This window comes from Pseudomonas sp. A214 (assembly GCF_900156295.1).
Classification (GTDB): domain Bacteria; phylum Pseudomonadota; class Gammaproteobacteria; order Pseudomonadales; family Pseudomonadaceae; genus Aquipseudomonas; species Aquipseudomonas rhizophila.
On the sequence record NZ_LT707062.1, the window covers coordinates 4,546,036 to 4,571,516 of the forward strand.

Here is a 25,481-nt window from a genome sequence, read left to right on the forward strand (position 1 = left end):
GGTGATCGAGGGTGGGAGCGAGCTTGCTCGCGAAGGCGTAGGCACATCCCACATCTTTGCTGACTGACACACCGCTTTCGCGAGCAAGCTCGCTCCCACAGGGGATCTGCGGTGAATGAAGATTCTGCGGCTGGCGGTGATCAAGGGTGGGAGCGAGCTTGCTCGCGATGGCGGCGGCACATTCAACATCTTTGCTGACTGATACACCGATTTCGCGAGCAGGCCCGCTCCCACAGGGGATCTGCAGTGAATGAAGATTCTGCGGCTGGCGGTGATCAAGGGTGGGAGCGAGCCTGCTCGCGATGGCGGCGGCACATTCAACATCTTTGCTGACTGATACACCGCTTTCGCGAGCAGGCTCGCTCCCACAGGGGATTTGCGACAAATGAAGATTCTGCGGCTGGCGGTGATCAAGGGTGGGAGCGAGCCTGCTCGCGATGGCGGCGGCACATTCAACATCTTTGCTGACTGATACACCGCTTTCGCGAGCAAGCTCGCTCCCACAGGGGATCTGCGGTGAATGAAGATTCTGCGGCTGGCGGTGATCAAGGGTGGGAGCGAGCCTGCTCGCGATGGCGGCGGCACATTCAACATCTTTGCTGACTGATACACCGATTTCGCGAGCAAGCTCGCTCCCACAGGGGATTTGCGACGAATGAAGATTCTGCGGCTGGCGGCGATCAAGGGTGGGAGCGAGCCTGCTCGCGATGGCGGCGGCACATTCAACATCTTTGCTGACTGACACTCCGCTTTCGCGAGCAGGCTCGCTCCCACAGGGGATTTGCGGTGAATGAAGATTTTGCGGCTGGCGGTGATCAAGGGTGGGAGCGAGCCTGCTCGCGATGGCGGCGGCACATTCCCCATCGGCGCTGACTGACACTCCGCTTTCGCGAGCAGGCTCGCTCCCACCTGCGCAACGCTATACAAACCGGCACCTTGTTTGATTTCATGCCCGCACAGCAGCCTGTCTGATGGCGCTGATCGGGAGATGAAGATGAACTACACGGATTTCGACGGAGCGTTGCTGCTGGCACTCAAGGCGCTGCTGCAAGAGCGCAATGTCACGCGTGCCGCTGCCCAGTTGGGCATCAGCCAACCGGCTCTGTCGGCACGGCTGGCGCGTCTGCGGGATATCCTGGCGGATCCGTTGTTCGTCCCGGCGGCGAACGGTCGTGGCGTGGTCCCCACGCCCCGGGCGCAGGCACTGGAGCAAGAGTTGCTGCAAGTGCTCGAAGGGCTCAAACGCCTGGTCAGTCAACCGGAACGTTTCGATCCGGCCACCACGACCCGCACCTTCGTCATCGCCTTGTTCGAAACGCCGGCGGCCGTTCTGGCGCCGGATCTCTGCGCCCGTCTGAAGCATGAGGCAAAGCATGCAAAGCTGGCGTTCATCCATCCCCCACGCGACGTGTTCGAGCGTCTTGAGCAAGGCCAGATCGATCTTCTGATCACCGTGCCAGGCGCGCTTCGCGACGACCTCATGCAGCGACCTCTTTGGGAGGATGGCTTCCTGACCGCCCAGCGCAAGGGCCATCCTCGCGGCACGGGACCACTTGATCTCGAGACGTTTTGCGCCCTTGATCATGTGCTCGTGTCCTCGGAAGGCGGGCGTTTTGCCGGGGTGGTCGACGAGGCACTGGTGGAGATCAACCAGGTTCGCAACGTCGCCTTCTCCATTCAGAATTACGCACTGGCGCCGCTGCTCGTTGCGTCCACCGATACCCTGTGCACACTGCCCTCGCGCTTCCTCTGCCAGTACCGCGACCGGTTGGACCTGTTCGAACCACCCCTCGAGCTGACGGCGCTGCGCCTGGTGCTGGCCTGGCACCCGCGCAATAACAAGGATGCCGGCCATCAATGGCTGCGCCGCCAGGTCTATCTCAGCGCGGAACTGGAGCCCGCTTGAGTGCTCCAGCGTAGGGGGTCCATCCAAGCGCGCCGCAACCATCGGTTATGCGTATAGCAGCTATCGATAGCGCAGCGGTTCTCGGTAGCAGTCTCTCTCTCTAATCTGCCCACCAACGCGATCGACGGCGGTCGCGACAGGTCAAACCGACCCCTATGGAGAGAGACGATGAACACACTCAACCGCACCATGGCCATCGCGACGCTGGCACTGGCAACCCTCAGCGCCGAAGCTGCCTCCCCCGCCCAGACCGCTGCGAGCATGTCCGCCGTCGGCAGCATGATCCAGTCCGCCAGCTATATCACCACTCGGGATGGCGTGCAGCTGTACTACAAGGATTGGGGTCCACGGGATGGCCAGGTAGTCACCTTCAGTCACGGCTGGCCGCTGAACGCCGACAGCTGGGAAGCGCAGATGATGTTCCTCGCCTCGAAGGGTTATCGCGTCGTTGCCCACGACCGTCGCGGTCATGGCCGCTCCAGCCAGCCGTGGGAAGGCAACGATATGGATCACTACGCCGACGATCTGGCGGCGGTGATTGAAGCGTTGGACTTGAAGGATGTCACCCTGGTGGGGTTCTCGACGGGGGGCGGCGAAGTGGCTCGCTACATCGGTCGCCATGGTACAAGCCGGGTGAAGAAGGCCGTGCTGGTTTCCGCCGTCCCACCGCTGATGCTCAAGACCCAAACCAACCCCGGCGGTCTGCCCATCGAGGTGTTCGACGGGCTGCGCAAGGCGTCCCTGGAGAACCGCTCACAGCTTTACCTGGACATCGCCTCCGGTCCATTCTTCGGTTTCAACCGCGAGGGTGCCAAGCCATCCCAAGGGCTGATCCAGTCGTTCTGGGTGCAGGGCATGCAGGCGGGCAGCAAGAACACCTATGAGTCGATCGCGGCCTTCTCGGCCACCGATTTTCGCGACGACCTGAAGAAGTTCGATGTGCCGACGCTGGTCGTTCATGGAGACGATGATCAGATTGTTCCCATTGATGCTTCCGGTCGGGCCTCGGCGGCGCTGATCAAGGGTGCACGTCTGATCGTCTACCCCGGCGCGCCGCATGGCCTGACCGATACGCACAAGGACCGGCTGAACCAGGATCTGCTGACGTTTCTTCAGGAATAAAACAATGACATGCACTGCATGACCTGTGTGGGAGCGAGCCTGCTCGCGATAGCGTCGGAACATTCACGACCCCGGCCAGGCGACCTAGCGCCATCGCGAGCAGGCTCGCTCCCACCTTTGTCCAGGGGCGCCCAGATTCTGCGCCCACCTTGCAGAGCCCTTCTCAGGAAGGGCTTTTGCGTTCTACGCCTCTCACGTCAAACGGCTTGTGGTCGGCACGCTTATCAATTCATGTGAACCTAGCCGTCCTGCAACCCTCGGATATTCAAGACGTACCAAGGGTGATCCACATGACAATCGAAGACACTTTATTACGTCAACGCAAGGTACTTGCCGAGTTCGGCGAGCTGGCCCTGGTTTCAGACGATTTTGAACACATCCTCGACGAGGCGTGTCGTCTGGTCGGTGAAGCACTGGAAACCCATTTGGCGAAGTTCATGTCGCTGGAAGACGACGGGCTCACTTTCCTCGTGCGCAACGGTGTGGGCTGGTTGCCGGGGGTCGTCGGCGAAGTCCGGGTTCAGGCACTGGAAGGCACACCGGAACGGTATTCCCTGGACTCCGGCGGCGCCGTCATTTCCACGGACATTGCGACAGAAACACGCTTTCGCTATCACGACTTCCAAACGCGCAACGGCGTCCAGGCGTTCGTCAATGTGCTGGTATACGGCGCCACCGAGACGCGGCCCTTCGGCATCTTCGAAGTCGACAGCCGCAGCCCCCGGCAGTTTAGCGAGAGCGACATCGACTTTCTGCGCGTCTACAGCAACCTGCTGGGTGCGGCGTTGAAACGCGCCAAAACCATGCAGGCCATGCGCCTGACTGAAGAAAAATTGCGTGAAAGCGAAAGACACTATCGAATCGCCGCGCAGCTTAATCCACTCTGGCCCTGGACGGCCGACAGCCATGGCGCGGTGACATCACTGGATCAACGCTGGTATGAATACACCGCACGGTCGCCTGAGCAGACACTCGGGCGCCAGTGGCTGAACGCAACGCACCCCGATGACCGCATATCATTTGCCCGGTTGTGGAATCAGTCGCTGGCGAGTTTGCAACCCTTCGACGCACAGATCCAGTTGCGAAAATCCACGGGGGAATATCGATGGTTCAGAATCCGCGCGTTTTGTAGCCTGGATCCCGAGGGACGATGCGAGCGCTGGTATGGCACCGTCGAAGACATCAACGAGCGGGTGCAACTGGAGGCGGCGCTCAGGGACTGGAACGACCTGCTCGAAGACCGGATTGCAACCCGTACCCAGCAGCTTGAAGCCGAACAACAGGAGCGTGCGCTGGCCGAGTCGAAACTGCGGCAAAGTCAGAAGATGGAAGCGGTAGGCCAACTGACGGGGGGTATTGCCCACGACTTCAACAACCTGCTGGCTGGCATCAGTGGCAGCCTTGAGCTGATGCAACGGCACATCGACCGTCAACGCTACGACGAACTGTCTCGCTACAACTCCGTCGCCCTGACCTCAGCGACACGCGCCGCCGCACTGACCCAGCGCCTGCTGGCATTTTCCAGGCAGCAGTCGCTAGAACCGGAAGTTCTCGAACCGCGCAAAGTGGTGGCCGGCCTGGAAGAAATGATCCGACGCTCCGTGGGCCCGAGCATTCATGTCGAATGCGCTTTCAGGGGGCATGATCCGATCAAATGCGACCCCAATGGACTGGAGAACGCTCTGCTCAATCTGGCCATCAATGCCCGGGATGCGATGCCCGGTGGCGGAACCTTGAAACTTGACGTGCAACGCTGCGTTATCGACGCGACATCTTCCAGCGAAAAAATGATGCCGCCGGGCCCATATGTGGCGATCTCGGTCACCGACTCGGGCACGGGGATCAGCGCCGACATCCTGTCTCGGGTATTCGATCCGTTCTTCACCACCAAGCGCATTGGCGAAGGATCCGGCCTGGGCCTGTCGATGATCTACGGGTTTGCCCAGCAATCCGGAGGGCAGGTGAAGATTCAGAGCAGCGTCGGCGTGGGCACGACCGTGACAATGTATTTTCCGGTTGTCAGCCAGTCCCCCATCAGGGTGAAAAGCGCGCATCTGGATGACACCGCACCCTTGCAGCCCGGCGCCAACGAAACCATTCTGGTGGTGGATGACGAAGCGGCGATTCGCCAGTTGGTCTCGGAATTCCTGACTGAAACCGGCTATCACGTCATCGATGCGCTGGACAGCGTCTCTGCCCTCAAGCAGGCCGATAAGACCGAGCATATCGATTTATTGCTGACAGATATCGGCCTGCCGGGAACCATGAATGGCATCAGCCTGGCGAATGAAATGAAGGCCAGATATCCCTCGCTGAAAGTGTTGTTCATCACCGGATTTGCCGAGGGGAAAAATCTGGTTTCGGTCGACACCACGACCCACGTACTGGCCAAACCTTTCAGCTTGACTGACCTGGGCCGACGGGTGAGTGCGTTGATTCACGCCAGTGAGGACAGCGCTGGATGACGGGGCCCCTTTTCCTTTGAATCAGTGCCGCAACAGTTTGCGCAACGGAATCTCGTCCTTGCGCACAGGCGACTTGATGACGATGTAGCTGAAGTATTTGGAGATGCCGATGTTCTTGTCCAGCAGGCTTTCCATCACATCCTGGTAATCCTGGATGCTGCGGGTCATGAAGCGCACCAGGTAATCGTAGCCACCGCTGATCAGGTGACATTCGAGCACTTCATCCACCAGGCGGATGTTGGACTCGAATTTGGCGAAGTCCTCGCGCTTATGGTCGCTCAAGGTGATTTCGGTGAAGACCGTCACCGAGTCGGTAATCTTGGCCAGGTTCAAATGGGCCTTGTAGCTGGAGATATACCCCAACGACTCGAGCCGTTTGACCCGTTGCAGGCATGGGCTGGCGGACAAGCCAACGGCATCGGCCAGGCTGACGTTGGTCATGCGACCGTCTTTTTGAAGCTCTACCAGAATGCTGATGTCGATCCGGTCCAGTTTCGCTACACCTTCCATCACCTACCTCTGTCTGCCATTTGTAAGACAATCTTCTAACAAAATCAGCACCGTAAAGACAGCTGATGCTGAGCCACCAGATCGGCCATGCTGTTGATGCAATACTGGCCCGCGCACGGCTTGGGCGGGTTGTCGGGGTTGCGACAGATCAGGCAAACCGCCCCAACCTTGGCGGGACGGGCGCCAGGTCGGGTCACTTGAAGAATAGCCTGCGCATCGAGGTCGTTGGCCTTGAGCCAAACGGTATCGTGCAAAGGGTCACTGGCCAGTGAAATAAAATCCTCCGGCTCGATGCCCAGGCGCTCGCACAACGCACCCCGGTCTTCTGCATCGCGGTCGCCCAATACGAGCAGGCGATAGAACTTGCGCAGATAGAGCATCGCCCCCGGCGCATCCTCGAACAACGTCCAGGCGGCGGCCGAGCGGGCGAAGCTCATGCCCTCCTCCCAACTGACCTTGAGTTTCCAGCGCTCGGCCAACTGACGGTGGGCGAAACACAGCAAACCGCTGAAGCCCAACTCGCCGAAGCGCGGATACAGCGCTTGCAGTACCTCATCGAACTCGGCCAGCACCTGGTTTTTTTCCGGCGATTCGCCGTGGTTTTCCAACAGTGGCTGCAGCGCCGTCCAGATGGCGGAGTCCCGATCCACCAGGACCTCATCGCAGTCGATCAACAATGCCCGATACTCAGTCAACCTCATGGGTAAAGCCTCCGCTGATGTCCCACCGATCCACGCTCCTTTGATTTGCATTGGCGCTTGCCCTGGCAAACGCCATGAACACCAGGCCTTCAGCCCATGACCCGTGCCAGCGCAGCGTCGAGAATCTGCAAGGCCTCATCGACCTGCGCCTCGCTGGTCACCAGAGGGGCAAGGAAGCGCAATACGTTGCGGTACACTCCGCACTTGATAACCAGCAATCCACCGGCCCGGGCTTCGTCGATCAAGCGCTGGTTGAGGTCGGCATCCGGGGTGCGCGCCAGGTCATCCTTGATCAGTTCGATCGCCAGCATGAAGCCGCTGCCACGCACGTCGCCAATGCGCGGGTAGCGGGTTTGCAGACGTAACAGCCCCTGACGCAGACGCTCGCCCAGGGCTTCGCCACGGGCCAACAGGTGTTCCTGCTCGTAAGCGTCAATCACCGCCAGCGCCGCCGCGCACGACAGCGCGTTACCGCCATAGGTACCGCCCAGTCCACCAGGCAGTGGCGCATCCATGATTTCGGCCTTGCCGACCACACCCGACAGCGGCAAGCCGCCGGCGAGGCTTTTGGCGACGGTGACCAGGTCTGGCTGGATGCCGGCATGCTGGAAGCCGAACCATTTACCGGTGCGACCAAACCCGGTCTGGATCTCATCAAGAATCAGCACAATGCCGTGTTTTTCCGTCAGCGCGCGCAGGCTTTGGAGGAACTCGACGGGCGCCGAGAGGAAACCGCCGTCGCCTTGCACCGGCTCGATGATGATTGCTGCGACCCGCTCAGGTGCCACTTGAGTCGCCAACAGTTCGTCCAGCGCCTGGAGCGCCATTTCGCTGGTGACACCCCGATAGGCATTCGGATAGGGCGTATGAAAGACCTCCGGCGCGAACGGCCCGAAATTCTGTTTATAAGGCTGGCTCATGCCGGTGAGCGTGGTACCCAGCAACGTCCGGCCATGGAAGCCGCCGCGAAAGGCGATCACCGCCGAGCGCTGAGTGTAGGCTCGGGCGATCTTCACCGCGTTTTCTACGGCTTCGGCGCCTGAGGTAAAGAACGCCGCCTTATAGGCTTGCTCACCCCCGATCATTTCGCACAGGCGCTTGGCCAAGTCCAGATAAGGCTGGTAGGCCACGACCTGGAAACAGGCATGGGTGACTTTTTGCAGTTGGGCTTGCACCGCCGCGACCACCTTGGGGTGATTGTGGCCGATGTTCAGCACACCGATGCCGCCGACGAAGTCCAGGTAGCGCTTGCCGTCCACGTCCCACAACTCCGTGCCCTGGGCCCGGTCGATCACCAGCGGATGGGCAGTGACCAGTCCACGTGGCACGAACTGATCACGCTGACGGAGCAGACTTGGGGTTTCTTCGACTTTACTGTTCATGGCATTTCCCATCGTGAGCCTCGCAACCAGGAAGCGGCTGCGGTGTGTTCACAGGTTAAGCGTTCGACACGATTGTCTAAGCCGAACTTGGTCGTTGAGAAATTCGGATCGACTGTTTACACCCCGACAAACAGCAGAATCCTCCAAGGGCGCCTCGCACCATGGAATCTACCGGCAGAGGTGCCTTGCAACGCAGCCTCGTGCTGCTGCACAGGCCCTTTCGACAGATCCTGCTCTGACATTGAGGCATGCTTGATACTTCCCTTTTACATGCGAGAAATGCCCCATGGCCCTGCTGTATAAAGCTGACCCGGTCCGCGGCGAACAATGGCAGCGTCTGTTCGCCAAACATGCCCCGGATATCCAATGGCGTGCCTGGCCGGACATCGGCGATCCTCGGGATATTCGTTACCTGGCGGCCTGGCAGGCACCGGACGATATCGAAACCGTGTTGCCCAACCTAAAAGTGCTGTTCGCCTTGTCGGCGGGGGTCGATCAACTGGATCTGAGGCGCTTGCCGGCGACGCTGCCGGTGGTGCGATTGCTCGACCCCGGCATCAGTCAGGGCATGTGCGAATACGCCAGTTTCGCCGTACTCAGCTTGCACCGCGACATGGTGCGCTATCGCCAGCAACAGACCGAGCGGTGCTGGCAAGCACACCGGTTGGTGCCTGCGCAGCAGCGCCGGGTCGGGGTCATGGGCCTGGGGTTGCAGGCCCGTCACATACTCAACACCCTGAAGCCCTTTGGTTTCGCCTTGTCGGGCTGGGCGCGCAGTGAACATCACATTGATGGAGTGGAGTGCTTTGCCGGAACCGGGCAACTGCCGGCCTTCCTCAGCCAATGCGATATTGTGCTGTGTGTCTTGCCGCTGACCGAACAAACCAAGGGAATTCTCAACCGTCAGTTGTTCCAACACCTGCCCAGGGGCGCGGCCCTGGTCAACATGGGCCGCGGAGGGCATCTGGTAGAAGCGCATTTGCTTGAAGCGCTTGCCAGCGGCCAGCTGAGCGCGGCGGTGCTCGACGTACTGGAACAGGAACCGGCCGCGCCGGATCATCCGTTCTGGAACCATCGGCAAATAATACTGACGCCCCATATCGCAGCGATGACTCAACCCGAGAGTGCGTTTGGCGTGTTATTGGACAATATTCGCCGCCACCAACGGGGCGAAACGATGCTTGGCCTGGTGGACCGTGAGCGCAGCTACTGAACCGTGCGTGACGAGGTGCATCGAGCAAAAAACCATCCGGTATTTACTGCTGGCCCGGCCGCTGATTTGAGCAAGAAATGTGGCCGCAAGAGGCGTTGCAGAAGGAACCTGCCGAATCGTTTTGCGACCCTTGTCAGGCCTGCTTGCAGGTGAGATACAAGCATCACCCGCGGATAAATCCGACCGTTTACACCCTCTCTCAATGGTGATCTGCCATGTCCACTTCGAAACGCCCTGACTACGTCTATCGTGCCATGACCGCCACCGATGTCCCCTCGGCACACGCCTTATCCGTGCAGTTGAAATGGCCTCATCGTCTGGAGGACTGGGCGATGCTGCAGCGCGTCGCCCAAGGTTTTGTCGTTGAGAATCAGGGCCGCTTGATCGGCACTGCATTCACCTGTGCCCAGGGAGACTACGCCACCATCGGCCTGGTGATCGTCGATGACGAATACCAGGGCCAGGGGATCGGTCGCAAACTGATGGAACTGGCCATTGAAGCGTGCGGCTCGCGTACTGCCATCCTCAATGCGACGCTGGCCGGTGCCCCGCTGTATGCCAGCCAGGGATTCGTTGACTTTGGGCATATCCAGCAACATCAGGGCCTGGCTTTACCGCCTGTACCGCAGGGGTTGGCCGACGACGAACGCTGCCGCGCGCTGACCGAAGCCGATCACGCTCAAATGATCAGACTGGCCAATGCGGGAAGTGGCCTGGACCGTCAGGCCGTGCTCACCGATCTGTTCGATGTCGTTGAGCATGCAGTGGGTATTGAGCGGGACGGCCAGTTGTGCGCTTTCGCCCTGCTGCGCCCCTTCGGTCGTGGCCGTTGCATCGGTCCGGTCATCGCGCAGAACCCTGAACAGGCCCGGCATCTGATCGCCGTGTTGCTGGCACGGGTGCCGGATGCATTCGTTCGGATCGACATTCCCTCCGACACGGGGCTGGGCCCCTGGCTCGAAGAAGCGGGCCTCAAGCAGGTCGACACCGTCGCCCAGATGGCTCGTGGCACGCCCCCGCAAGCGACCGGCTCAGTGCGGCAGTTCGTGCTGGTGACCCAGGCCGTTGGCTGACAAATCCCATCGCTTATCCAGGTCTTTTTTGGAGAATCATGTTCATGCCCGAACCCACTGCAGTGCTGTTGGCGCATGCCGACGGCAGCCCCGCCTCAACCTCGTTCACCCAAGGCTCATTGGGGGCCAATGATCCGTTCGACAGGCTCATCGCTTATGCCGGGGCGGATGGCATCGCCGCTGGTGTCGTCCGGGCCAGCGGTCGGTTCAGTAGCGACCAGTATCCCTTCAGCGAAATGATCGTGGTGCATGCCGGAGGCGTTGAACTGCGCAGCCAGGCACAAACGCTGCGCCTCAGCGCCGGTGAAAGTGCGGTGATCGCCCGTGGTACGGCGGTTGAGATCGACGCGCAACCCGAGTCTTTCTGGGCCTTCTGTGCCGATACCCAGCGCGTGAATGCCAGCGAGCCCGGGCTGACAGCACTCCCGACGCACACGATGCTCTCGCCTTCGGCGGCCCCCGACGACGCAATACTGCTCAGCCCACCCCCGCAATGTCGCTCGCACAATCTGTTTGTCGAAAAAGCGACCAACCTGCGCATTGGGATCTGGGACTCAACGCCGTACACCCGCCGGACCAGGCCTCACAAGCTGCATGAACTGATGCACCTGATCGAAGGCAGCGTCACCCTGCAGACAGCCGACGGAAACGACCTGACGGTCAACGCCGGCGATACCGTATTCGTCCCCCTGGATGCACCCTGCGCCTGGGACAGCAGCGTTTATGTACGCAAGGTCTACGTCGTCAAATAGCACCGCTATCGCGAGCAGGCTCGCTCCCACAGGGGATCTGCGGTGGATGTGAATCTTGCAGCCACCCCGAAAAACTGTGGGAGCGCGCCTGCTCGCGATGGCCGCGGCACAGTCGAAATCCCCGGTGACTGACACTCCGCTATCGCGAGCAGGCTCGCTCCCACAGGGGATCTGCGGTGGATGTGAATCTTGCGGCCACCCCGAAAAAACTGTGGGAGCGAGCCTGCTCGCGATGGCGACGGCACGGTCAAAAACCCCGGTAGCTGACACCCCGCTATCGCGAGCAAGCCCGCTCCAACAGGGGATCTGCGGTGGATGTGAATCTTGCGGTCACCCCAAAAAAACTGTGGGAGCGAGCCTGCTCGCGATGGCGACGGCACGGTCAAAAACCCCGGTGGCTGACACCCCGCTATCGCGAGCAAGCCCGCTCCAACAGGGGATCTGCGGTGGATGTGAATCTTGCAGCCACCCCAAAAACAGTGGGAGCGAGCCTGCTCGCGATGGCGACGGCACTGTCAAAATCCCCGGTGACTGACCCTCCGCTATCGCGAGCAAGCTCGCTCCCACAGGGGATCTGCGGTGGATGTGAATCGTGCAGCCACCCCGAAAAAACTGTGGGAGCGAGCCTGCTCGCGATGGCGACGGCACTGTCAAAATCCCCGGTGACTGACCCTCCGCTATCGCGAGCAAGCTCGCTCCCACAGGGGATTTTGAGTTTTGCGATCGAACTCCAAAAAAAGCCCGCAGTGTGAGCGGGCAAAAAGGTGTCACAGGTTAGTAAAGCGTCAAAGCGCCGCAACGATGGCCCTGCCGACATCCTGGGTCGAGCCCTGTCCGCCCAGGTCGGGGGTGATCGGCCCTTGGGCAATCACTTGTTCAATGGCCTTGAGAATCCCGTCATGGGCGGCGCGATAACGTTCATCACCATTGCCCAGGAAATCGAGCATCAACGCCCCTGACCAGATCATCGCAATCGGGTTGGCGATGTTCTGTCCATAAATATCCGGCGCCGAGCCATGCACCGGTTCGAACAACGACGGGAAGCGTCGCTGCGGATCGAGGTTGGCCGACGGCGCGATGCCGATGGTGCCGGCGCAGGCCGGGCCGAGGTCGGAGAGGATGTCGCCGAACAGGTTTGACGCCACCACCACATCAAAACGGTCCGGCTGCAGAACGAAACGCGCACACAGGATATCGATGTGCTGTTTGTCCCATTGCACATCCGGATACTGCTCGGCCATCAACGCCGTGCGCTCGTCCCAATACGGCATGCTGATGGAGATCCCGTTGGACTTGGTCGCCGCGGTCAAGCGCTTGCGCGGTCGGGTCTGGGCCAGATCGAAGGCGAACTTGAGAATCCGATCGACGCCGCGCCGGGTGAACACCGACTCCTGGAGCACGAACTCATGCTCGGTGCCTTCAAACATCTTGCCGCCCACGGAGGAGTATTCGCCTTCGGTGTTCTCACGGATCACCACGAAATCGATATCCCCCGCTTCTCGCCCGGCCAAGGGGCACGGCACGCCCGGGAACAGTCGCACCGGGCGAATGTTCACGTACTGGTCGAAGTCGCGGCGGAACTTGAGCAGCGAGCCCCACAGGGAAATGTGATCCGGCACTTTGTCCGGCCAGCCCACGGCGCCGAAGTAGATCGCATCGAAGCCCTTGAGTTGCTCGAACCAGTCAGCGGGCATCATCTGCCCGTGTTCCAGGTAGTAGTCGCAGTGGGCCCAATCGAGCACTTCGATGCTCAACGACAACTGCCATTTTTTCGCGGCCTGCTCCAGTACCCGAAGCCCTTCAGGCAGGACTTCCTTGCCGATGCCATCGCCGGCGATGGCAGCGATTCGAAATGGTTTGCTCATCAATCGTGGCTCCCTGGTAGGTGTGCAAACAATGGACACATCACAGCCCACCGATGTGGAAGGCCTTGATTTCAAGGTATTCATCCAGGCCGTATTTGCTGCCTTCACGGCCCAGGCCCGACTGTTTGACACCACCGAAGGGCGCGACTTCCATGGAAATGAGTCCTGTGTTAAGACCGATCATGCCGAACTCCAGTCCCTCGCCGAACCGCCATGAGCGGCGCAGATCCTGGGTAAAGAAATAAGCCCCCAAGCCATACGGTGTGGCGTTAGCCAGCGCCAGCGCCTCTTCCTCGGTGGAAAAACGCATCAGCGGCGCAACCGGGCCAAACGTTTCCTCACTGGCCAGCAACATGCCAGCGTGGGCCTCGCCAAGCACCGTGGGCTGGACGAACTGGCTGTCACCCTCGGGAATGCCGCCACAGAGCAGACGCGCGCCCTGACTCAACGCATCATCGATATGCCGAGCGACTTTGCTCACCGCCGCCATGTTGATCAGCGGACCGATCATCACGTCGGCCTCCAGGCCATTGCCGACCTTGAGCTTGCCCACTTCTTGCACCAGGCGCTCGGCGAAGCGCTGGTAAATACCGTCCTGCACCAGGATGCGGTTGGCGCAGACGCAGGTCTGGCCAGCGTTGCGAAACTTGCTGAGCATGATCCCGGCCACGGCCTGCTCCAGGTCCGCGTCGTCAAACACAATGAACGGCGCGTTGCCGCCCAGCTCCAGGCTCAGGCGCTTGATGTGTTCGGCGCTCTGGCGCATCAGCAGGCGACCGACCGCCGTGGACCCGGTGAAGGAAATCTTGCGCACCGTCGGGTTGCCGGTCAGTTCTTCGCCGATGCCCGCCGGCATGCCGGTCACCACGTTGAACACTCCCGCCGGAATCCCGACCCGCTCGGCCAGCACCGCCAGGGCCAGGGCCGACAAAGGTGTCAGGTCCGACGGTTTGACGATCACCGGGCACCCCGCCGCCAAGGCTGGCGCGCATTTGCGGGTGATCATCGCGTTGGGGAAATTCCACGGAGTGATCGCCGCGCAGACACCCACTGGCTGCTTGAGGGTGAGCAGACGACGGTCGCCGCTGGGGGCCGGGATGGTTTCGCCATAAACCCGGCGAGCCTCTTCGGCAAACCATTTGGCGAAGCCGGCGCCGTAGCGGATTTCGCCTTTGGCTTCGTTCAGCGGCTTGCCCTGTTCAAACGTCATGATCAGCGCCAGATCGTCCAGGTTGTCGATCATGGCCTGATACCAACGCTCCAGCAGCACCGCGCGCTCCGCCGCCGGGCGCGCACGCCAGGCCGGCCAGGCACGCTCGGCGGCGTCGATGGCACGCCGGGTTTCCACTCCCTGCATGGCCGGCACCCGAGCGAGCACTTTGCCCGTGGCCGGGTTGATGACGTCGAGCGTGGCGGCGTCATCGGCACCGATCCACTGCCCGTCGACGTAGGCGAATTCTGCTAAAAGGCTGGGGTCTTTCAATTGATTCTTGAGCATGATCGCGTCCTGTTCCGAGGTATTTCCAGTCTAGGGAGATGCCGCGGATGAGGATGCTGAAAGCGGGTTTTGGGCAGTGTTGGATGCTGAAGTTTCGAGGTGGGACGGCAGGCTCTACCGAAGCCCCAGGCTAAACACCGAAACCTGTGGGAGCAAAGCTTGCTCGCGATTGCGGTGGATCAGACACTGATCAAGACCATGTCATCGTTCATCGCGAGCAAGCTGTGCTCCCACACGAGTACTCCCACATTTTGTTCTGTGTATGGCTTAGATTTTCAAGGAGCCCAGCAACCCTTCCAGAAACCGCTCCCCCGCTTCCATCTGGCTGATTTCAATGAACTCGTCGGGCTTGTGCGCCTGCTCGATGGAGCCCGGGCCGCAGACCACCACCGGCACATCCAGGCGCTGCTTGAACAGCCCTCCCTCGGTGCCGAAGGAAACCTTGGCGGTGCCGGTGTCCGCTGCGGCGAAGTTCTTCAGAAAGCGCACCGCCTCAACGCTCGGATGAGTATCCAGCCCCGGATAGACGTTCAGGGTTTCGATCTCGATGTCCGCCACGCTGGAGAGTTTCCTGGCCTCGCGCACGATCACTTCGGCGTGCTCGCGCAGTTGCTCGAGGAACTGATCCAGATCGTCGGCCGGCAGGTTGCGCACTTCGAAATCCAGGGTGCACAGGTTTGGCACGATGTTCAGCGCCTTGCCACCGACAATCTGCCCGACGTGCACGGTGCTGTAGGGCACGTCGTAATCGGCGTCCCGGGCGCCCTGCTCTTGCAGCTGCTGCTGGCTCTGGCGCAACGCGGCGATGAAATCGCAGGCCACATGAATCGCATTGACCGAACGCGGCGCCAGGGACGAGTGCGCCTCCAGGCCACGGCAGTAAGTGCGATAAGAGCCTTTGCCCTTGTGCCCGAGCACGAACTGCATGTTGGTCGGCTCGCCGATCACGCACAAAAACGGCCGCACCGGTGCCAGGTGCAGCACGTCAAGCAAGCGGCGTACACCCACGCAACCGATTTCCTCGTCATGGGAGAGCGCCAGTTGCAGCGGTCGGTTCAGGGGATGGTCGGTGGCATCGAGCATGGCATCGATGGCCAAGGCGATGAACCCTTTCATGTCGCAACTGCCACGACCGTACACCCGCCCGTCCCGCACCGTCGCCTGGAACGCCGGAACGGTCCAGGCCTGCCCCGCCGCTGGCACCACGTCGGTATGTCCGGACAGCAGAATCCCCGGCAACTCCCGTGGGCCGATGCTGGCGAAGAGGTTGGCCTTCTTGCCGCTTTCATCCTTGACGATCAGCGACTCGATGCCCTTGCTCAGCAGCAGCTCGCGCACGTACTCGATCAGGGCCATGTTCGACTCTGAAGAGACCGTTTCAAACGCCAGCAGGCGTTCGAAAATAGCTAGCACGCGAGGTTTCATGAGGCTTTGCTCCGTTGCTCGGCAGTGGGGGCGAATCGGCGAATGGAGAACGGTTCGATCGAGGTGCTGGTACTGCCGGTGCTGATCAGCTCGGCCATGACGTCGCCAACCCCTGGCCCGAGCTGAAAGCCGTGGCCGCAGAAACCGAACGCATAATACAAGCCGTCCACGTTGCCGCTGGGGCCCATCACCGGCAGGGAATCGGGCAGATAACCTTCGATGCCGCTCCACACGCGAATGATGTTCAGGTTGCCGACGCCTGGGAGCAAGCGACGCATCTGGTCAAGCTGGTTGAGAATGCTGCGCGGCTCGACATAGGCCCGGCGGTTGAGCATGTCCGGCTTGCTGCGATAGCCGCCACCGATGACGATGTTGCCCCTGGGGATCTGCCGGAAATAGATCACTTCCTCAGGAATTTTGGTGTACACGCCGATCACCGTCGGCAAGGCATAAGGCACCGGTTCGGTGACGGCCATCTGTGGGCCGTTAGTGTCCAGCGGCACCGGCTCACCAAACTGCGCCGAGAGTTTCTGCCCCCAGGCACCCGCCGTAATCAGCAGTTGAGCGGCGCTGAACTGACGGCCATCGGTGGTTGTGACACTGAAATCACCATTGGCCTTCTGCACTTCAGCCACTTCGGTCCGCTCCTCGATGCGTGCGCCGAGTCGCCGCGCCGCCCTGGCAAACGCCGGGGCCGCCAGACGCGGGTTGGCGTGACCGTCGTGCGGCGCATAGGAGCCGCCCTTGACGTCTGGCCCGAGGAACGCAAAACGCTCGTGCAGCTCAGCGCCACGAAAGATCTTCAAGTCCAACTGCTCTGCCTCAGGGGCGTCGGCATAGGCTTGCAGTTCGGCGATCTCCTCTTCGCGATAACACACGCGCATATGCCCGCTGGCGATGAACTCCAGATCGTCGTCGATCAGTTCCGGCAGGCGCTTCCACAGCGCCCAGGAACGATTCGCCAGCTCCAGCTGGCCGAGAAAACGCCCCTGGCGCCGCACGTTGCCGAAGTTCACGCCACTGGCGTACTGACCGATCTGGTCACGCTCCAGCAGGATCACCGACTGGCCCCGCTGACGCAGGAAAAATGCCGCCGCCGAGCCCATCAAACCACCGCCGACGATGACCACATCAGCTTTATTGACCGTCATGGCGTCACCTCCCGAGTGAGCATCGAAAGCGGTTTGACCGGCGCCTGTCCGCGTTGCCGGCCCACTTCCTGAACGTGGACACCGGCGGCTGCGGCAATGACCTCGGCCCCGGCCTGAGAGCAATAACGCCCTTGGCAGCGGCCCATGCCCACCCGACTGAAGGCCTTGGCCCGGTTGACTTCACAGGCGCCCTTTTCACTGACGGTACGGCGCAATTCGCCGGCGCTGATCATCTCGCAGCGGCAGACAATGGCCTCATCCGGCAAGGCTTTGGCTTGCGCGGCGGGCCAGGGAAACGCCTGGGCCAGACCGAGACGAAATTGATCCATGACGTTGAGCGCCTGACGCTGCGCGGCGACCTGCGCGACGTCCACCGGTTGCTGCAAATCGCTCAACAACGCCAGGGCGACCAGGCGCCCGGCATGCTCGGCGGCATCAGCACCACGGATCTTCGACCCATCTCCGGCGGCATAAACACCGCTGACCGAGGTCCGGCCGTCTTCGTCCGTGTCCAGCCACCATTGGCCTGAAGCCTCGTCAAAACGCAGAGCACAACCGGCCAGGTCGGCCAGCTGGGTTTCCGGGCGCAGGTGATAACCCAGCGCCACCGCGTCGCAATCCACGGTCAAGGTTTCACCGGCCGCCGTGCTTACCCGCACGCCACTGACGCCGGAAGTCGCCTCACCCAACACTTGCAACGGAGAGACACCCAGGTGCACCGGGATTTTCGCCCGATACAATTGAGCCAACAGCTTCATGCCGGTAAACAGCAATCCGGGGCGCGCCATGAGTTTGGGCAAGGCTTTGATGCGCAGGCCCAGCGGCGCGGTGTCCAGCACCGCCGCCACGTTGGCACCGGCCTTGAGGTATTGGCTGGCAACCAGATACAGCAGCGGCCCGCTGCCCATGAACACCACGCGGTGGCCGATGGACACCGCCTGGGCCTTCAAGGCTATCTGCGCCCCACCGAGGCTGTAGGTACCGCCCAACTGCCAGCCCTCGATCGGCATCAAGCGGTCAGTGGCGCCGGTGCAAAGAATCAATGCATCGTAATCCACCGTCGAATGCAGGCCCTGGCTGACGCAGCACAGTTGCCCGGGCGTAAGGTTCCACACCAGCGTGTCCGGACGATAGTCAATCTGTGGGCGCAAACGGTCGAAGCTTTCGTGCAAGTCCCGGGCTTTGTCCGCCTCGGTGCCGTAAAGCGTGGCGTAGTTACGAGTGAAGCCTTCAGGCTGGCGCCGGTAGATCTGTCCGCCGTCACGACGGTTTTCGTCGATCAGGACCGGCTTGAAGCCCGCCGCGACCAGGGTTTGGGCGCAACGGATGCCGGCAGGCCCGGCGCCGACAATGGCGACTCGATGATTGCTCAGCCGCGCAGTGGCCATATCGCCTCCGGTTGCTTGGTGATGATGTCCAGCCCTTCGCGCACTTCATTGGAACAGGCACGCAGCCGTTCGCCGCTGCGGGTCCAGACCCAGCAATCCTGGCAGGCGCCCATCAGGCAGAAACCGGCCCGGCTGCCAGGATCGAACTCCGACTGGCGCAACGCCGGGCCCCGAGTCAGCAATGCGACCATGAGTGTGTCCCCCTGCAAGGCTTCGATGGGTTCGCCATCGACTTTCAAATGGACGATGGGCCGGCCCTGCTCGGCCAACCTCACGAAACGAGCGTTCATGCGTAGGCTCCCATGATCATGCTGTTGGCATCCTGTTGGCTCTTGAGCAGCTCGGCGCTGTCGTGATGGCAGAGGACTTCACTGCCGCCGTCGATGATTCGCCGGGGTGGCGCGGTGTGGTTGCACAGGCCATCGACCCGCACCGGGCAGCGATTGAGGAACGTGCAGAGCCCCGGCTCAGTGGCCTTTGCTCCCAAAGCGGGCAGCGTGCCGCAGGTGGTGGTGCCACAGTTTTCCAGCCAGCCCTGGCGCAATTCCGGCACCGAATGGATCAGCAGGTCGGTGTAAGGATGAAAGGGTGGCTGGGCGAACGATTGCCGGGTGCCCTCTTGAACCTTGTGGCCGCTGTACATCACCACAATGTCGTCGCACAGCGCCCGCACCGTGGAGATGTCGTGACTGATGAACAGGTACGAAACCCCCAATTGCTGGCGCAGGTCGCGCAGCAGCTCGAGGATGGCCGCGCCGACCACCGTATCGAGTGCCGAGGTCACTTCATCGCACAGGATCAGATCCGGCTTGGCCGCCAGCGCCCGAGCCAGGTTGACCCGCTGTTTTTGCCCGCCTGAGAGTTCGCTCGGGCGACGTTCGGCCAGGTCCCGAGGCAAACGCACCAGGTCCAGCAACTCGCCGATACGTTCACGTAGCGCCGCGCCCTTGAGGCCGAAATACATCTTCAGTGGCCGGCTCAGAATGTTGCTGACGCTGTGCATCGGGTTGAGCGCGGTGTCGGCGTTCTGGAAGACCATCTGGATGCGCCGGAATTGCTCGTCAGTGCGTTCGGACAGGCTGCCGCCCAAGGGTTGACCGTCAAACGTCAACCCGCCGAGGGCCGGGGTCAACAGCCCCGCCACCACCCGGGCCAGGGTTGATTTGCCCGAGCCCGATTCGCCGATCACACCGATGGCCTGGCCCCGGCGCACGGTCAGGTCGATGTCTTCCAACACCCGGATCGACGGCATGCCCTGTTGATTCTTGTTGCCGTAGCCAGCGGTCAAGCCTTGGATAGTCAGCAGCGGCGCATCGCCAGCCACGCCGCAGGGCGGACGAATCGTCGTATCCGGCCGCGCCGCCGCCAGCAGGCTGCGGGTGTAGGCGTGAGCCGGGCCTTTGAGCAGTGGCGCAGTGGCGCTCTGCTCGAAGATCTGCCCGCCGTTGAGCACCACGATCTGATCGGCCATCTGCGCGACGACCGCCAGGTCGTGAGACACATAGACCGCCGTCGCGCCCCGCTCGCGCACAACGCGCTTGAAAGCGCGCAACACGTCGATCTGGGTGGTCACGTCCAGGGCTGTAGTCGGTTCATCGAGCACCACCAGCAGCGGATCGCTGATCAGCGCCATGGCCGCCATCACCCGTTGCAGTTGCCCGCCGGAGACTTGATGGGGATAGCGTTGGCCGATGCGCTCGGGATCGGGCAGCGCCAGGTCGCGGAACAGTTCGATGGCCTTGGCTTCCAGTACGGGCCGGCTGCCCAGGCCATGAATCAACGCCCCTTCCACCACCTGGTCGATGAGTTTTTTCGCCGGGTTGAACGCCGCGGCGGCGCTTTGGGCGATATAGGACACACGATTGCCGCGCAGACTTTGCAGCTCGCCTTCGCTCAACGCCAGCATGTCATGTTCGCCAATCTGCACCACGCCACCGGCCAGGCGACAGCCGCGCCGGGCATAGCCGAGCAACGCCAGGGCTATGGTGGTCTTGCCGGAACCGGACTCGCCGATCAGCGCCAGCACCTCACCTTTCTCCAGGGAGAAGCTCACGCCCTTGACGATCTCCACCTCACTGCGCTCGCCGCAAGCGACTACCCGCAGGTTTTCGACTCGGATCAACTCGCTCATTTCAATGCCCCCCCGTACGTCGACTACGTCGCGAAGACAGGCGGTCGATAAACAGATTGACGCCAATGGTCAGGGTGCCGATGGCCAGGGCCGGAATCACGATGGCCGGCGCTCCCTGATTGAGCCCGCCAATGTTTTCGCGCACCAGCGAGCCCAGGTCGGCATCCGGTGGTTGCACACCCAGGCCGAGGAAGCTCATGCCGCTGAGCAGCAGCACGATGAAGCCGAAACGCAAGCCCAAGTCAGCCAGCACCGGGTTGAGCATGTTGGGCAGGATCTCCACGCAAGCGATGTACAGTCGACGTTCGCCACGGGTGCGGGCCACTTGCACGTACTCCAGCGCCTCGATGTTCACCGCCATGCTGCGGGCAATACGGAACGCGCCCGGCGAGTAGCTCAGCACCGCCGTACACACCAGCAAAGTCACCGACGAGCCAAATGCCGAGACCATGATCAACGCCAGCATCTTGCTCGGGATCGAAATAAAGGCGTCCATCAGGCGACTGATCAGCTCATCCAGCCACTTGGGTGATACCACCGACAGCAGTGCGCAACTGGTCCCCAGCCCACTGGCCAGGACCGCAGCCACCAGCGCCAGGCCCACGGTGAACTGTGCGCCGACCAGCACGCGACTGAGCATGTCGCGGCCCAGGTAATCGGTGCCTAACGGATAAGCGACACTGAGGCTGTCGAAAACATTGTCAGAGACCACTTCCCCCACCGGGTGCGGTGCCAGCCACGGACCGAAGATCGCCACCAGCAACCAGAAGACACACATCGCGGCGCCCACCAGTCCCAGCCAGGACGTGGCGTGAGCGTCTTTGCCCAACGCCAGAGCGACCGCCGCGGTCGGGGATTTTCCAATGAGATTGTTCATTGATTTCTCAGCCTCGGGTTGGAAAGGATCGCGCACAGATCAGCAATCAACACCAATGTCAGGTACGCGGTACAAAACAACATGGTGCAGGCCTGGACCAACGCCATATCACGGTTGGTCACGGCATCGACCATCAGGCTGGCAATGCCGGGATAGTTGAAAATTGTCTCGACGATCACCACCCCGCCCAGCAGGTAGGACAGACTCAAGGCGATGGCATTGGCGATAGGCCCGATGGCGTTGGGCAACGCATGACGCAGTACCACCCGCACCGGGCTCACACCTTTGAGACGGGCCATCTCCACGTAGGGGCTGTCGAGTTGATCGATCACCGCCGCCCGGGTCATGCGCGCCATTTGCGCGATGATCACGCAACACAGGGTCATGACCGGCAAGGCGTAGGTGCGCATGAATTGCCACGGTGAGGTGATCTCGCTGGAATAGGACAACGCCGAGAGCCAACCCAGGTTCACCGCGAAAATCAACACTGCCAGGGTGGCGACCAGAAACTCCGGTACCGCCACCATCATCAAGGTAAAAAAGCTGATGAAGCTGTCGACGCGACCACCACGCCCCATCGCCGAACCAATGCCCAGGGTCAGTGCCACTGGCACCGATACCAGCGCTGTGGCGGCCGCGAGCATCAGGGTGTTGGGCACCCGTCCGGCCATCAGTTCCGTGACCGGCACGGCGTTGGACACCGACACGCCCATGTCGCCGCTGAGCAGGCTCGTCAGCCAATGCAGGTAACGCAACACACCCGGCTGATCGAGGCCCATTTTCACCCTCAGGGCCGCCACCTGCTCCGGCGTGGCGAACTGTCCCAGGGCCTGTTGCGCCGCGTCTCCCGGCAACACCGCCGTGATGGCGAACACCACCATCGAGACGATCAACAACGTCACGATCGCGGCGCCCATGCGCCGGCCGATCAACCAAAGTGTGCTGCTATTCATCAGCCTGCCCTCCTGCCCTGTCACCCAGCCAATACCCGGCGTTCATCAGACGTCCAGCCAGACTTGCTCGGAGAACATGTAGCCCATGAAACCGCCCAGCGGGTTGGTGCCATAGCCTTTGACGCGCTGATCGACACCGTCGATGTTGCTGATAAACACCGGGATGCCGATGCCGCAGTGGTCATGCACCAGGGTCTGCATGTCGGCGTACATCTTGCCGCGCTTGACCTCATCAGTTTCGCCGCGGGCCTGGACCAATAGCTGATCGAACTGCGGGTTCTTCCAGGCGGACTCATTCCACGGCGCCGTGGACTGGAAGAACTGCGAGAACAGCATGTCGGCGTTGGGCCGCGGGTTGATATTGCCGAAGCTGATCGGGTGCTTGGCCCAGTGGTTGGACCAGTAGCCATCGCTCGGCAGGCGGTTGACATTGAGCTTGAGCCCGGCCTCCTTGGCCGATTGCTGCAGCAACACGGCAACGTCCACCGAGCCGGTGGCAGCCGGCGAGCACATCACCGGCATGGTGATACTTTCCATGCCCGCCTTCTTCAGCAGGAAACGCGCTTTTTCCGGGTCATAGGTCCGCTGTGGCAGGTCAGCATTGAAGAACCGTGCGCCGGGGGCGATCGGATGATCGTTGCCGACCCTGGCGTAACCACGGAAGATTGCCGACTTGATCTGTTCACGGTCCAACAGCAACTTCATCGCCTGAGTGAACTCCGGGCTCTGGCCCGGCATCTGGTCCTGACGAATGATCAAGTCAGTGTAGTTACCCGACGGCGAGTCCACGACCCGATGGCCAGCGCTGTTCTTGATACGAGTGGTGGAGCGCGGGTTGACCTCGTTGACGATCTGCACATCGCCCGATAGCAGCGCGTTGATCCGCGATGGCTCGTCAGGAATGCCGATGAACTCGATCTCGTCCAGATACGGCAGGCCGGGTTTCCAGTAATTGGTATTGCGCGCACCGATGGAACGCACTCCCGGCTTGAATTCCTTGACCTTGAACGGACCGGTACCGATGCCCTGGCTGAAATCGCTGGTGCCTTCAGGCACGATCAACAGATGGGAGATAGCCAGGACCGATGGCAGCTCGGCATTCGGGCCGCTCAGGCGTATCTGTACTTCATGGCTGCCGTTGGCCTTGACCTCGGCGAACTGCGACGCCAGCGGCAAGACCTTGGATCCCGTGATCGGATCCTTGTGTCGCAACAGGGAAAACACCACGTCAGCGGCGGTCAGCCCCTTGCCATTGTGGAAAGTCACTTCCTTGCGCAGGGTAATCACCCAGAGCGTGGCGTCTGTCGTGTCGATGCGCTCGGCCAGTTCGAGTTGCGGCACCATGTGACTGTCGAAGCGCGTCAGGCCGTTGTAGAACATGTAATGACGCACGTAGTCGGTGGACGATGAGCCTTTGGCCGGGTCCAGGGTGTCGGCGGTGGAACTGGAGATGCCGGCGACGCGGATACGCCCGCCCGGCTTGCCTTTGCCCGGGCTTGCCGCTTCTTCGGCGAACAGCTTGCCGGCGGCGCCGAAGAGGCTGCCTGCACCTGCTGCGGCCACACCTGCCAACCCCAGCATCTGCAATGCATTGCGGCGAGACATGCCGCGATTGAGCCCTTCGAAAACACGCAGACTTTCTGTACCGGTGATCAACTGGTCTTCAATGCCATTTTTGTTGTCAGTCATGTCAGTTCTACCTTTCGGAAAATGATAGGGCTCGATTGCGCACGATTAACGCAACGTGGTTGAAACGCCAAACAACGCCATGAAACTCAGTGCAGGTAGTCCTGCAGGCGGTAATACGCGCCTACCAGCGGCAGGAACCAGGGTTTGCCGAAATGCCCGGGAATGGCCGGCCAATCCAGCTCGCGCCAAGGGTTGGCCTCGACCTCGCCGGCCATGACCTGGGCCATGACCTGCCCCATGTGCACCGACATCTGCACGCCGTGGCCGCTGTAGCCCATGGAGTGATACACCCCCCCATGCTGGCCGGCCCGGGGTAAACGGTCGGACGTCATGTCCACCAACCCGCCCCAGCAATAGTCGATCCTGACGTGGGCCAGCTGCGGGAACATCTGCACCATCGCCGCTTGCAGCACCTTGCCGCTCTTGGCGTCGGAAACGCTGTCAGACATGGCAAACCGCGCCCGACCGCCAAACAACAGCCGGTTGTCCGGCGTCAGGCGAAAGTAGTTACCGATCATGCGGCTGGTGACGTAGGAGCGACGCGCCGGCAGCAAGCTGTCGATCAGCGCCTGGGGCAACACTTCGGTGGCGATGACGAAGCTCCCCACCGGTACGATTCGCCGCCGGTACCAGCCCAATCCACCTTGCTGACAGGTGCCGGTGGCCAGCAGGATCTGCGAGGCCTGCAGCGCGCCCTTGCTGGTGTTGACCTGATAGCCGCCTGTGTTCGCCTTCCAGTCCTTCACCGACACGCCCTGGAACACCAACGCCCCGTGACGGGCCGCCGCCTCGGCCAGGCCGACACCGAAGCGCCCGACATGCATCTGCACGCCGTTGCGCTGCAGCAGGCCACCGTGGAACTGGGCCGAATTGACCTCCGCCCGCACCGCTTGGGCAGACAGCAACTCGACGTCGGCATCGACTTCCTTGCGGATCAACTCACAGGTGCGCGCCAGTCCTTCGTAGTGCAACGCTTTGGCGGCCAGTTTGAGCTTGCCATGGCGAGTGAGATCGCAGGCAATCGCTTCCTGCTCCACCAGCGAAACCACACTCTGTACGGCGCTTTCATAGGCCAGGTAATAAGCCCGCGCTTTATCGGCGCCGAGGCTGGCGGTGAGTGACGCGTAGTCCTGGGCAACGCCGGTGTTGCACTGACCGCCATTGCGCCCCGACGCTTCGCCAATCACCCTGCCTGCTTCCAGCACCGCCACGCTGGCCCCCTTCAAGGCCAGGGCCCGGGCCGCCGCCAGACCGGTGAAACCACCACCGACAATGGCCACGTCTACCCGCCCGGGCAATCCGCCGAGCTGGGCACCGGTGAAGGCCGGTGCGGTATCGAGCCAATAAGACTCACTGCCCATGTCTAACCCCTTTTCACCT

At 61.6% G+C, this 25,481-nt stretch carries 20 protein-coding genes; 6 read left to right on the forward strand and 14 right to left on the reverse strand.

The features are described 5' to 3' along the window. Window positions 1-994 precede the first annotated feature (994 nt). From BW979_RS20275 to BW979_RS20285, 3 genes are all read left to right on the forward strand, one after another. Entirely contained in the window at window positions 995-1,906 is a 912-nt protein-coding gene (locus BW979_RS20275) for a LysR family transcriptional regulator (RefSeq protein WP_083714446.1), read from the forward strand. A 168-nt stretch (window positions 1,907-2,074) separates the two neighbouring features. Continuing rightward, a complete protein-coding gene (locus tag BW979_RS20280) occupies window positions 2,075-3,028 on the forward strand; it encodes an alpha/beta fold hydrolase (protein ID WP_076385384.1) in 954 nt (317 codons plus the stop codon). A 290-nt stretch (window positions 3,029-3,318) separates the two neighbouring features. Further along, complete coding sequence (locus BW979_RS20285) at window positions 3,319-5,493, forward strand: ATP-binding protein (protein ID WP_076385386.1); 2,175 nt, start codon at window positions 3,319-3,321, stop codon at window positions 5,491-5,493. A 21-nt stretch (window positions 5,494-5,514) separates the two neighbouring features. Here BW979_RS20285 and BW979_RS20290 read toward each other — a convergent pair whose 3' ends face one another. The 3 genes from BW979_RS20290 to gabT form a co-directional block, all read right to left on the reverse strand. After that, a complete protein-coding gene (locus tag BW979_RS20290) occupies window positions 5,515-6,003 on the reverse strand; it encodes an Lrp/AsnC family transcriptional regulator (RefSeq protein ID WP_076385388.1) in 489 nt (162 codons plus the stop codon). A gap of 44 nt (window positions 6,004-6,047) precedes the next feature. Beyond that, window positions 6,048-6,704, reverse strand: a complete 657-nt coding sequence (locus BW979_RS20295) for an HAD family hydrolase (RefSeq protein WP_076385390.1) — start codon at window positions 6,702-6,704, stop codon at window positions 6,048-6,050. A gap of 89 nt (window positions 6,705-6,793) precedes the next feature. Next, window positions 6,794-8,086: a 4-aminobutyrate--2-oxoglutarate transaminase gene (gene gabT, locus BW979_RS20300; protein WP_076385392.1), complete on the reverse strand. Its 1,293-nt coding sequence runs from the start codon at window positions 8,084-8,086 to the stop codon at window positions 6,794-6,796. A gap of 286 nt (window positions 8,087-8,372) precedes the next feature. Here gabT and BW979_RS20305 point away from each other — a divergent pair, with 286 nt between their 5' ends. The 3 genes from BW979_RS20305 to BW979_RS20315 all read left to right on the forward strand — a co-directional run bounded on the left by BW979_RS20305 (window position 8,373) and on the right by BW979_RS20315 (window position 11,124). Further along, on the forward strand, window positions 8,373-9,299 hold the full coding sequence (locus tag BW979_RS20305; RefSeq protein ID WP_076385394.1) for a 2-hydroxyacid dehydrogenase: 927 nt from the start codon (window positions 8,373-8,375) through the stop codon (window positions 9,297-9,299). 215 nt (window positions 9,300-9,514) lie between these two features. Beyond that, on the forward strand, window positions 9,515-10,372 hold the full coding sequence (locus tag BW979_RS20310; protein WP_076385396.1) for a GNAT family N-acetyltransferase: 858 nt from the start codon (window positions 9,515-9,517) through the stop codon (window positions 10,370-10,372). Window positions 10,373-10,416: 44 nt separating this feature from the next. Continuing rightward, window positions 10,417-11,124 (forward strand): cupin domain-containing protein, encoded by a 708-nt coding sequence (locus BW979_RS20315; protein WP_076386703.1) that lies wholly within the window; start codon window positions 10,417-10,419, stop codon window positions 11,122-11,124. Between the two features lie 785 nt (window positions 11,125-11,909). On the opposite strand, the gene BW979_RS20320 is transcribed toward BW979_RS20315, so the two are convergent. From BW979_RS20320 to BW979_RS20370, 11 genes are all read right to left on the reverse strand, one after another. Further along, window positions 11,910-12,989: a tartrate dehydrogenase gene (locus BW979_RS20320; RefSeq protein WP_076385398.1), complete on the reverse strand. Its 1,080-nt coding sequence runs from the start codon at window positions 12,987-12,989 to the stop codon at window positions 11,910-11,912. Window positions 12,990-13,029: 40 nt separating this feature from the next. Continuing rightward, window positions 13,030-14,487, reverse strand: a complete 1,458-nt coding sequence (locus BW979_RS20325) for an NAD-dependent succinate-semialdehyde dehydrogenase (RefSeq protein ID WP_076385400.1) — start codon at window positions 14,485-14,487, stop codon at window positions 13,030-13,032. A gap of 267 nt (window positions 14,488-14,754) precedes the next feature. Then, window positions 14,755-15,912, reverse strand: coding sequence for an acetylornithine deacetylase (gene argE, locus BW979_RS20330; protein ID WP_076385402.1), 1,158 nt, complete (start codon window positions 15,910-15,912; stop codon window positions 14,755-14,757). After that, window positions 15,909-17,063: an NAD(P)/FAD-dependent oxidoreductase gene (locus tag BW979_RS20335; RefSeq protein ID WP_076385404.1), complete on the reverse strand. Its 1,155-nt coding sequence runs from the start codon at window positions 17,061-17,063 to the stop codon at window positions 15,909-15,911. Before BW979_RS20335 ends, argE begins: the two co-directional genes overlap by 4 nt. Further along, on the reverse strand, window positions 17,060-18,451 hold the full coding sequence (locus tag BW979_RS20340) for an FAD/NAD(P)-dependent oxidoreductase (RefSeq protein WP_076385406.1): 1,392 nt from the start codon (window positions 18,449-18,451) through the stop codon (window positions 17,060-17,062). Before BW979_RS20340 ends, BW979_RS20335 begins: the two co-directional genes overlap by 4 nt. Then, on the reverse strand, window positions 18,433-18,741 hold the full coding sequence (locus BW979_RS20345; protein ID WP_076385408.1) for a (2Fe-2S)-binding protein: 309 nt from the start codon (window positions 18,739-18,741) through the stop codon (window positions 18,433-18,435). The genes BW979_RS20340 and BW979_RS20345 overlap by 19 nt, the downstream gene beginning before the upstream one ends. Beyond that, entirely contained in the window at window positions 18,738-20,582 is a 1,845-nt protein-coding gene (locus BW979_RS20350; RefSeq protein WP_076385410.1) for an ABC transporter ATP-binding protein, read from the reverse strand. Before BW979_RS20350 ends, BW979_RS20345 begins: the two co-directional genes overlap by 4 nt. Before the next feature lies 1 nt (window position 20,583). Next, window positions 20,584-21,459: an ABC transporter permease gene (locus BW979_RS20355; protein WP_076385412.1), complete on the reverse strand. Its 876-nt coding sequence runs from the start codon at window positions 21,457-21,459 to the stop codon at window positions 20,584-20,586. Continuing rightward, complete coding sequence (locus tag BW979_RS20360) at window positions 21,456-22,412, reverse strand: ABC transporter permease (RefSeq protein ID WP_076385414.1); 957 nt, start codon at window positions 22,410-22,412, stop codon at window positions 21,456-21,458. The genes BW979_RS20355 and BW979_RS20360 overlap by 4 nt, the downstream gene beginning before the upstream one ends. 45 nt (window positions 22,413-22,457) lie before the next feature. After that, window positions 22,458-24,101 (reverse strand): ABC transporter substrate-binding protein, encoded by a 1,644-nt coding sequence (locus tag BW979_RS20365; RefSeq protein WP_076385416.1) that lies wholly within the window; start codon window positions 24,099-24,101, stop codon window positions 22,458-22,460. An 86-nt stretch (window positions 24,102-24,187) separates the two neighbouring features. Further along, window positions 24,188-25,462, reverse strand: a complete 1,275-nt coding sequence (locus BW979_RS20370) for an NAD(P)/FAD-dependent oxidoreductase (RefSeq protein ID WP_076385417.1) — start codon at window positions 25,460-25,462, stop codon at window positions 24,188-24,190. Window positions 25,463-25,481 lie beyond the last annotated feature (19 nt).

What these genes read in the sequence shown, in the direction of transcription:
- BW979_RS20275 (WP_083714446.1), top strand. Translation starts at nt 995, where the DNA reads ATGAACTACACGGATTTCGACGGAGCGTTGCTGCTGGCACTCAAGGCG.
- BW979_RS20285 (WP_076385386.1), top strand. Translation starts at nt 3,319, where the DNA reads ATGACAATCGAAGACACTTTATTACGTCAACGCAAGGTACTTGCCGAG.
- gabT (WP_076385392.1), bottom strand. Translation starts at nt 8,086, where the DNA reads ATGAACAGTAAAGTCGAAGAAACCCCAAGTCTGCTCCGTCAGCGTGAT.
- BW979_RS20355 (WP_076385412.1), bottom strand. Translation starts at nt 21,459, where the DNA reads ATGAACAATCTCATTGGAAAATCCCCGACCGCGGCGGTCGCTCTGGCG.
- BW979_RS20320 (WP_076385398.1), bottom strand. Translation starts at nt 12,989, where the DNA reads ATGAGCAAACCATTTCGAATCGCTGCCATCGCCGGCGATGGCATCGGC.
- BW979_RS20340 (WP_076385406.1), bottom strand. Translation starts at nt 18,451, where the DNA reads ATGGCCACTGCGCGGCTGAGCAATCATCGAGTCGCCATTGTCGGCGCC.
- BW979_RS20360 (WP_076385414.1), bottom strand. Translation starts at nt 22,412, where the DNA reads ATGAATAGCAGCACACTTTGGTTGATCGGCCGGCGCATGGGCGCCGCG.
- BW979_RS20365 (WP_076385416.1), bottom strand. Translation starts at nt 24,101, where the DNA reads ATGACTGACAACAAAAATGGCATTGAAGACCAGTTGATCACCGGTACA.
- BW979_RS20370 (WP_076385417.1), bottom strand. Translation starts at nt 25,462, where the DNA reads ATGGGCAGTGAGTCTTATTGGCTCGATACCGCACCGGCCTTCACCGGT.
- BW979_RS20290 (WP_076385388.1), bottom strand. Translation starts at nt 6,003, where the DNA reads ATGGAAGGTGTAGCGAAACTGGACCGGATCGACATCAGCATTCTGGTA.
- BW979_RS20280 (WP_076385384.1), top strand. Translation starts at nt 2,075, where the DNA reads ATGAACACACTCAACCGCACCATGGCCATCGCGACGCTGGCACTGGCA.
- BW979_RS20315 (WP_076386703.1), top strand. Translation starts at nt 10,417, where the DNA reads ATGCCCGAACCCACTGCAGTGCTGTTGGCGCATGCCGACGGCAGCCCC.
- argE (WP_076385402.1), bottom strand. Translation starts at nt 15,912, where the DNA reads ATGAAACCTCGCGTGCTAGCTATTTTCGAACGCCTGCTGGCGTTTGAA.
- BW979_RS20335 (WP_076385404.1), bottom strand. Translation starts at nt 17,063, where the DNA reads ATGACGGTCAATAAAGCTGATGTGGTCATCGTCGGCGGTGGTTTGATG.
- BW979_RS20310 (WP_076385396.1), top strand. Translation starts at nt 9,515, where the DNA reads ATGTCCACTTCGAAACGCCCTGACTACGTCTATCGTGCCATGACCGCC.
- BW979_RS20325 (WP_076385400.1), bottom strand. Translation starts at nt 14,487, where the DNA reads ATGCTCAAGAATCAATTGAAAGACCCCAGCCTTTTAGCAGAATTCGCC.
- BW979_RS20305 (WP_076385394.1), top strand. Translation starts at nt 8,373, where the DNA reads ATGGCCCTGCTGTATAAAGCTGACCCGGTCCGCGGCGAACAATGGCAG.
- BW979_RS20350 (WP_076385410.1), bottom strand. Translation starts at nt 20,582, where the DNA reads ATGAGCGAGTTGATCCGAGTCGAAAACCTGCGGGTAGTCGCTTGCGGC.
- BW979_RS20345 (WP_076385408.1), bottom strand. Translation starts at nt 18,741, where the DNA reads ATGAACGCTCGTTTCGTGAGGTTGGCCGAGCAGGGCCGGCCCATCGTC.
- BW979_RS20295 (WP_076385390.1), bottom strand. Translation starts at nt 6,704, where the DNA reads ATGAGGTTGACTGAGTATCGGGCATTGTTGATCGACTGCGATGAGGTC.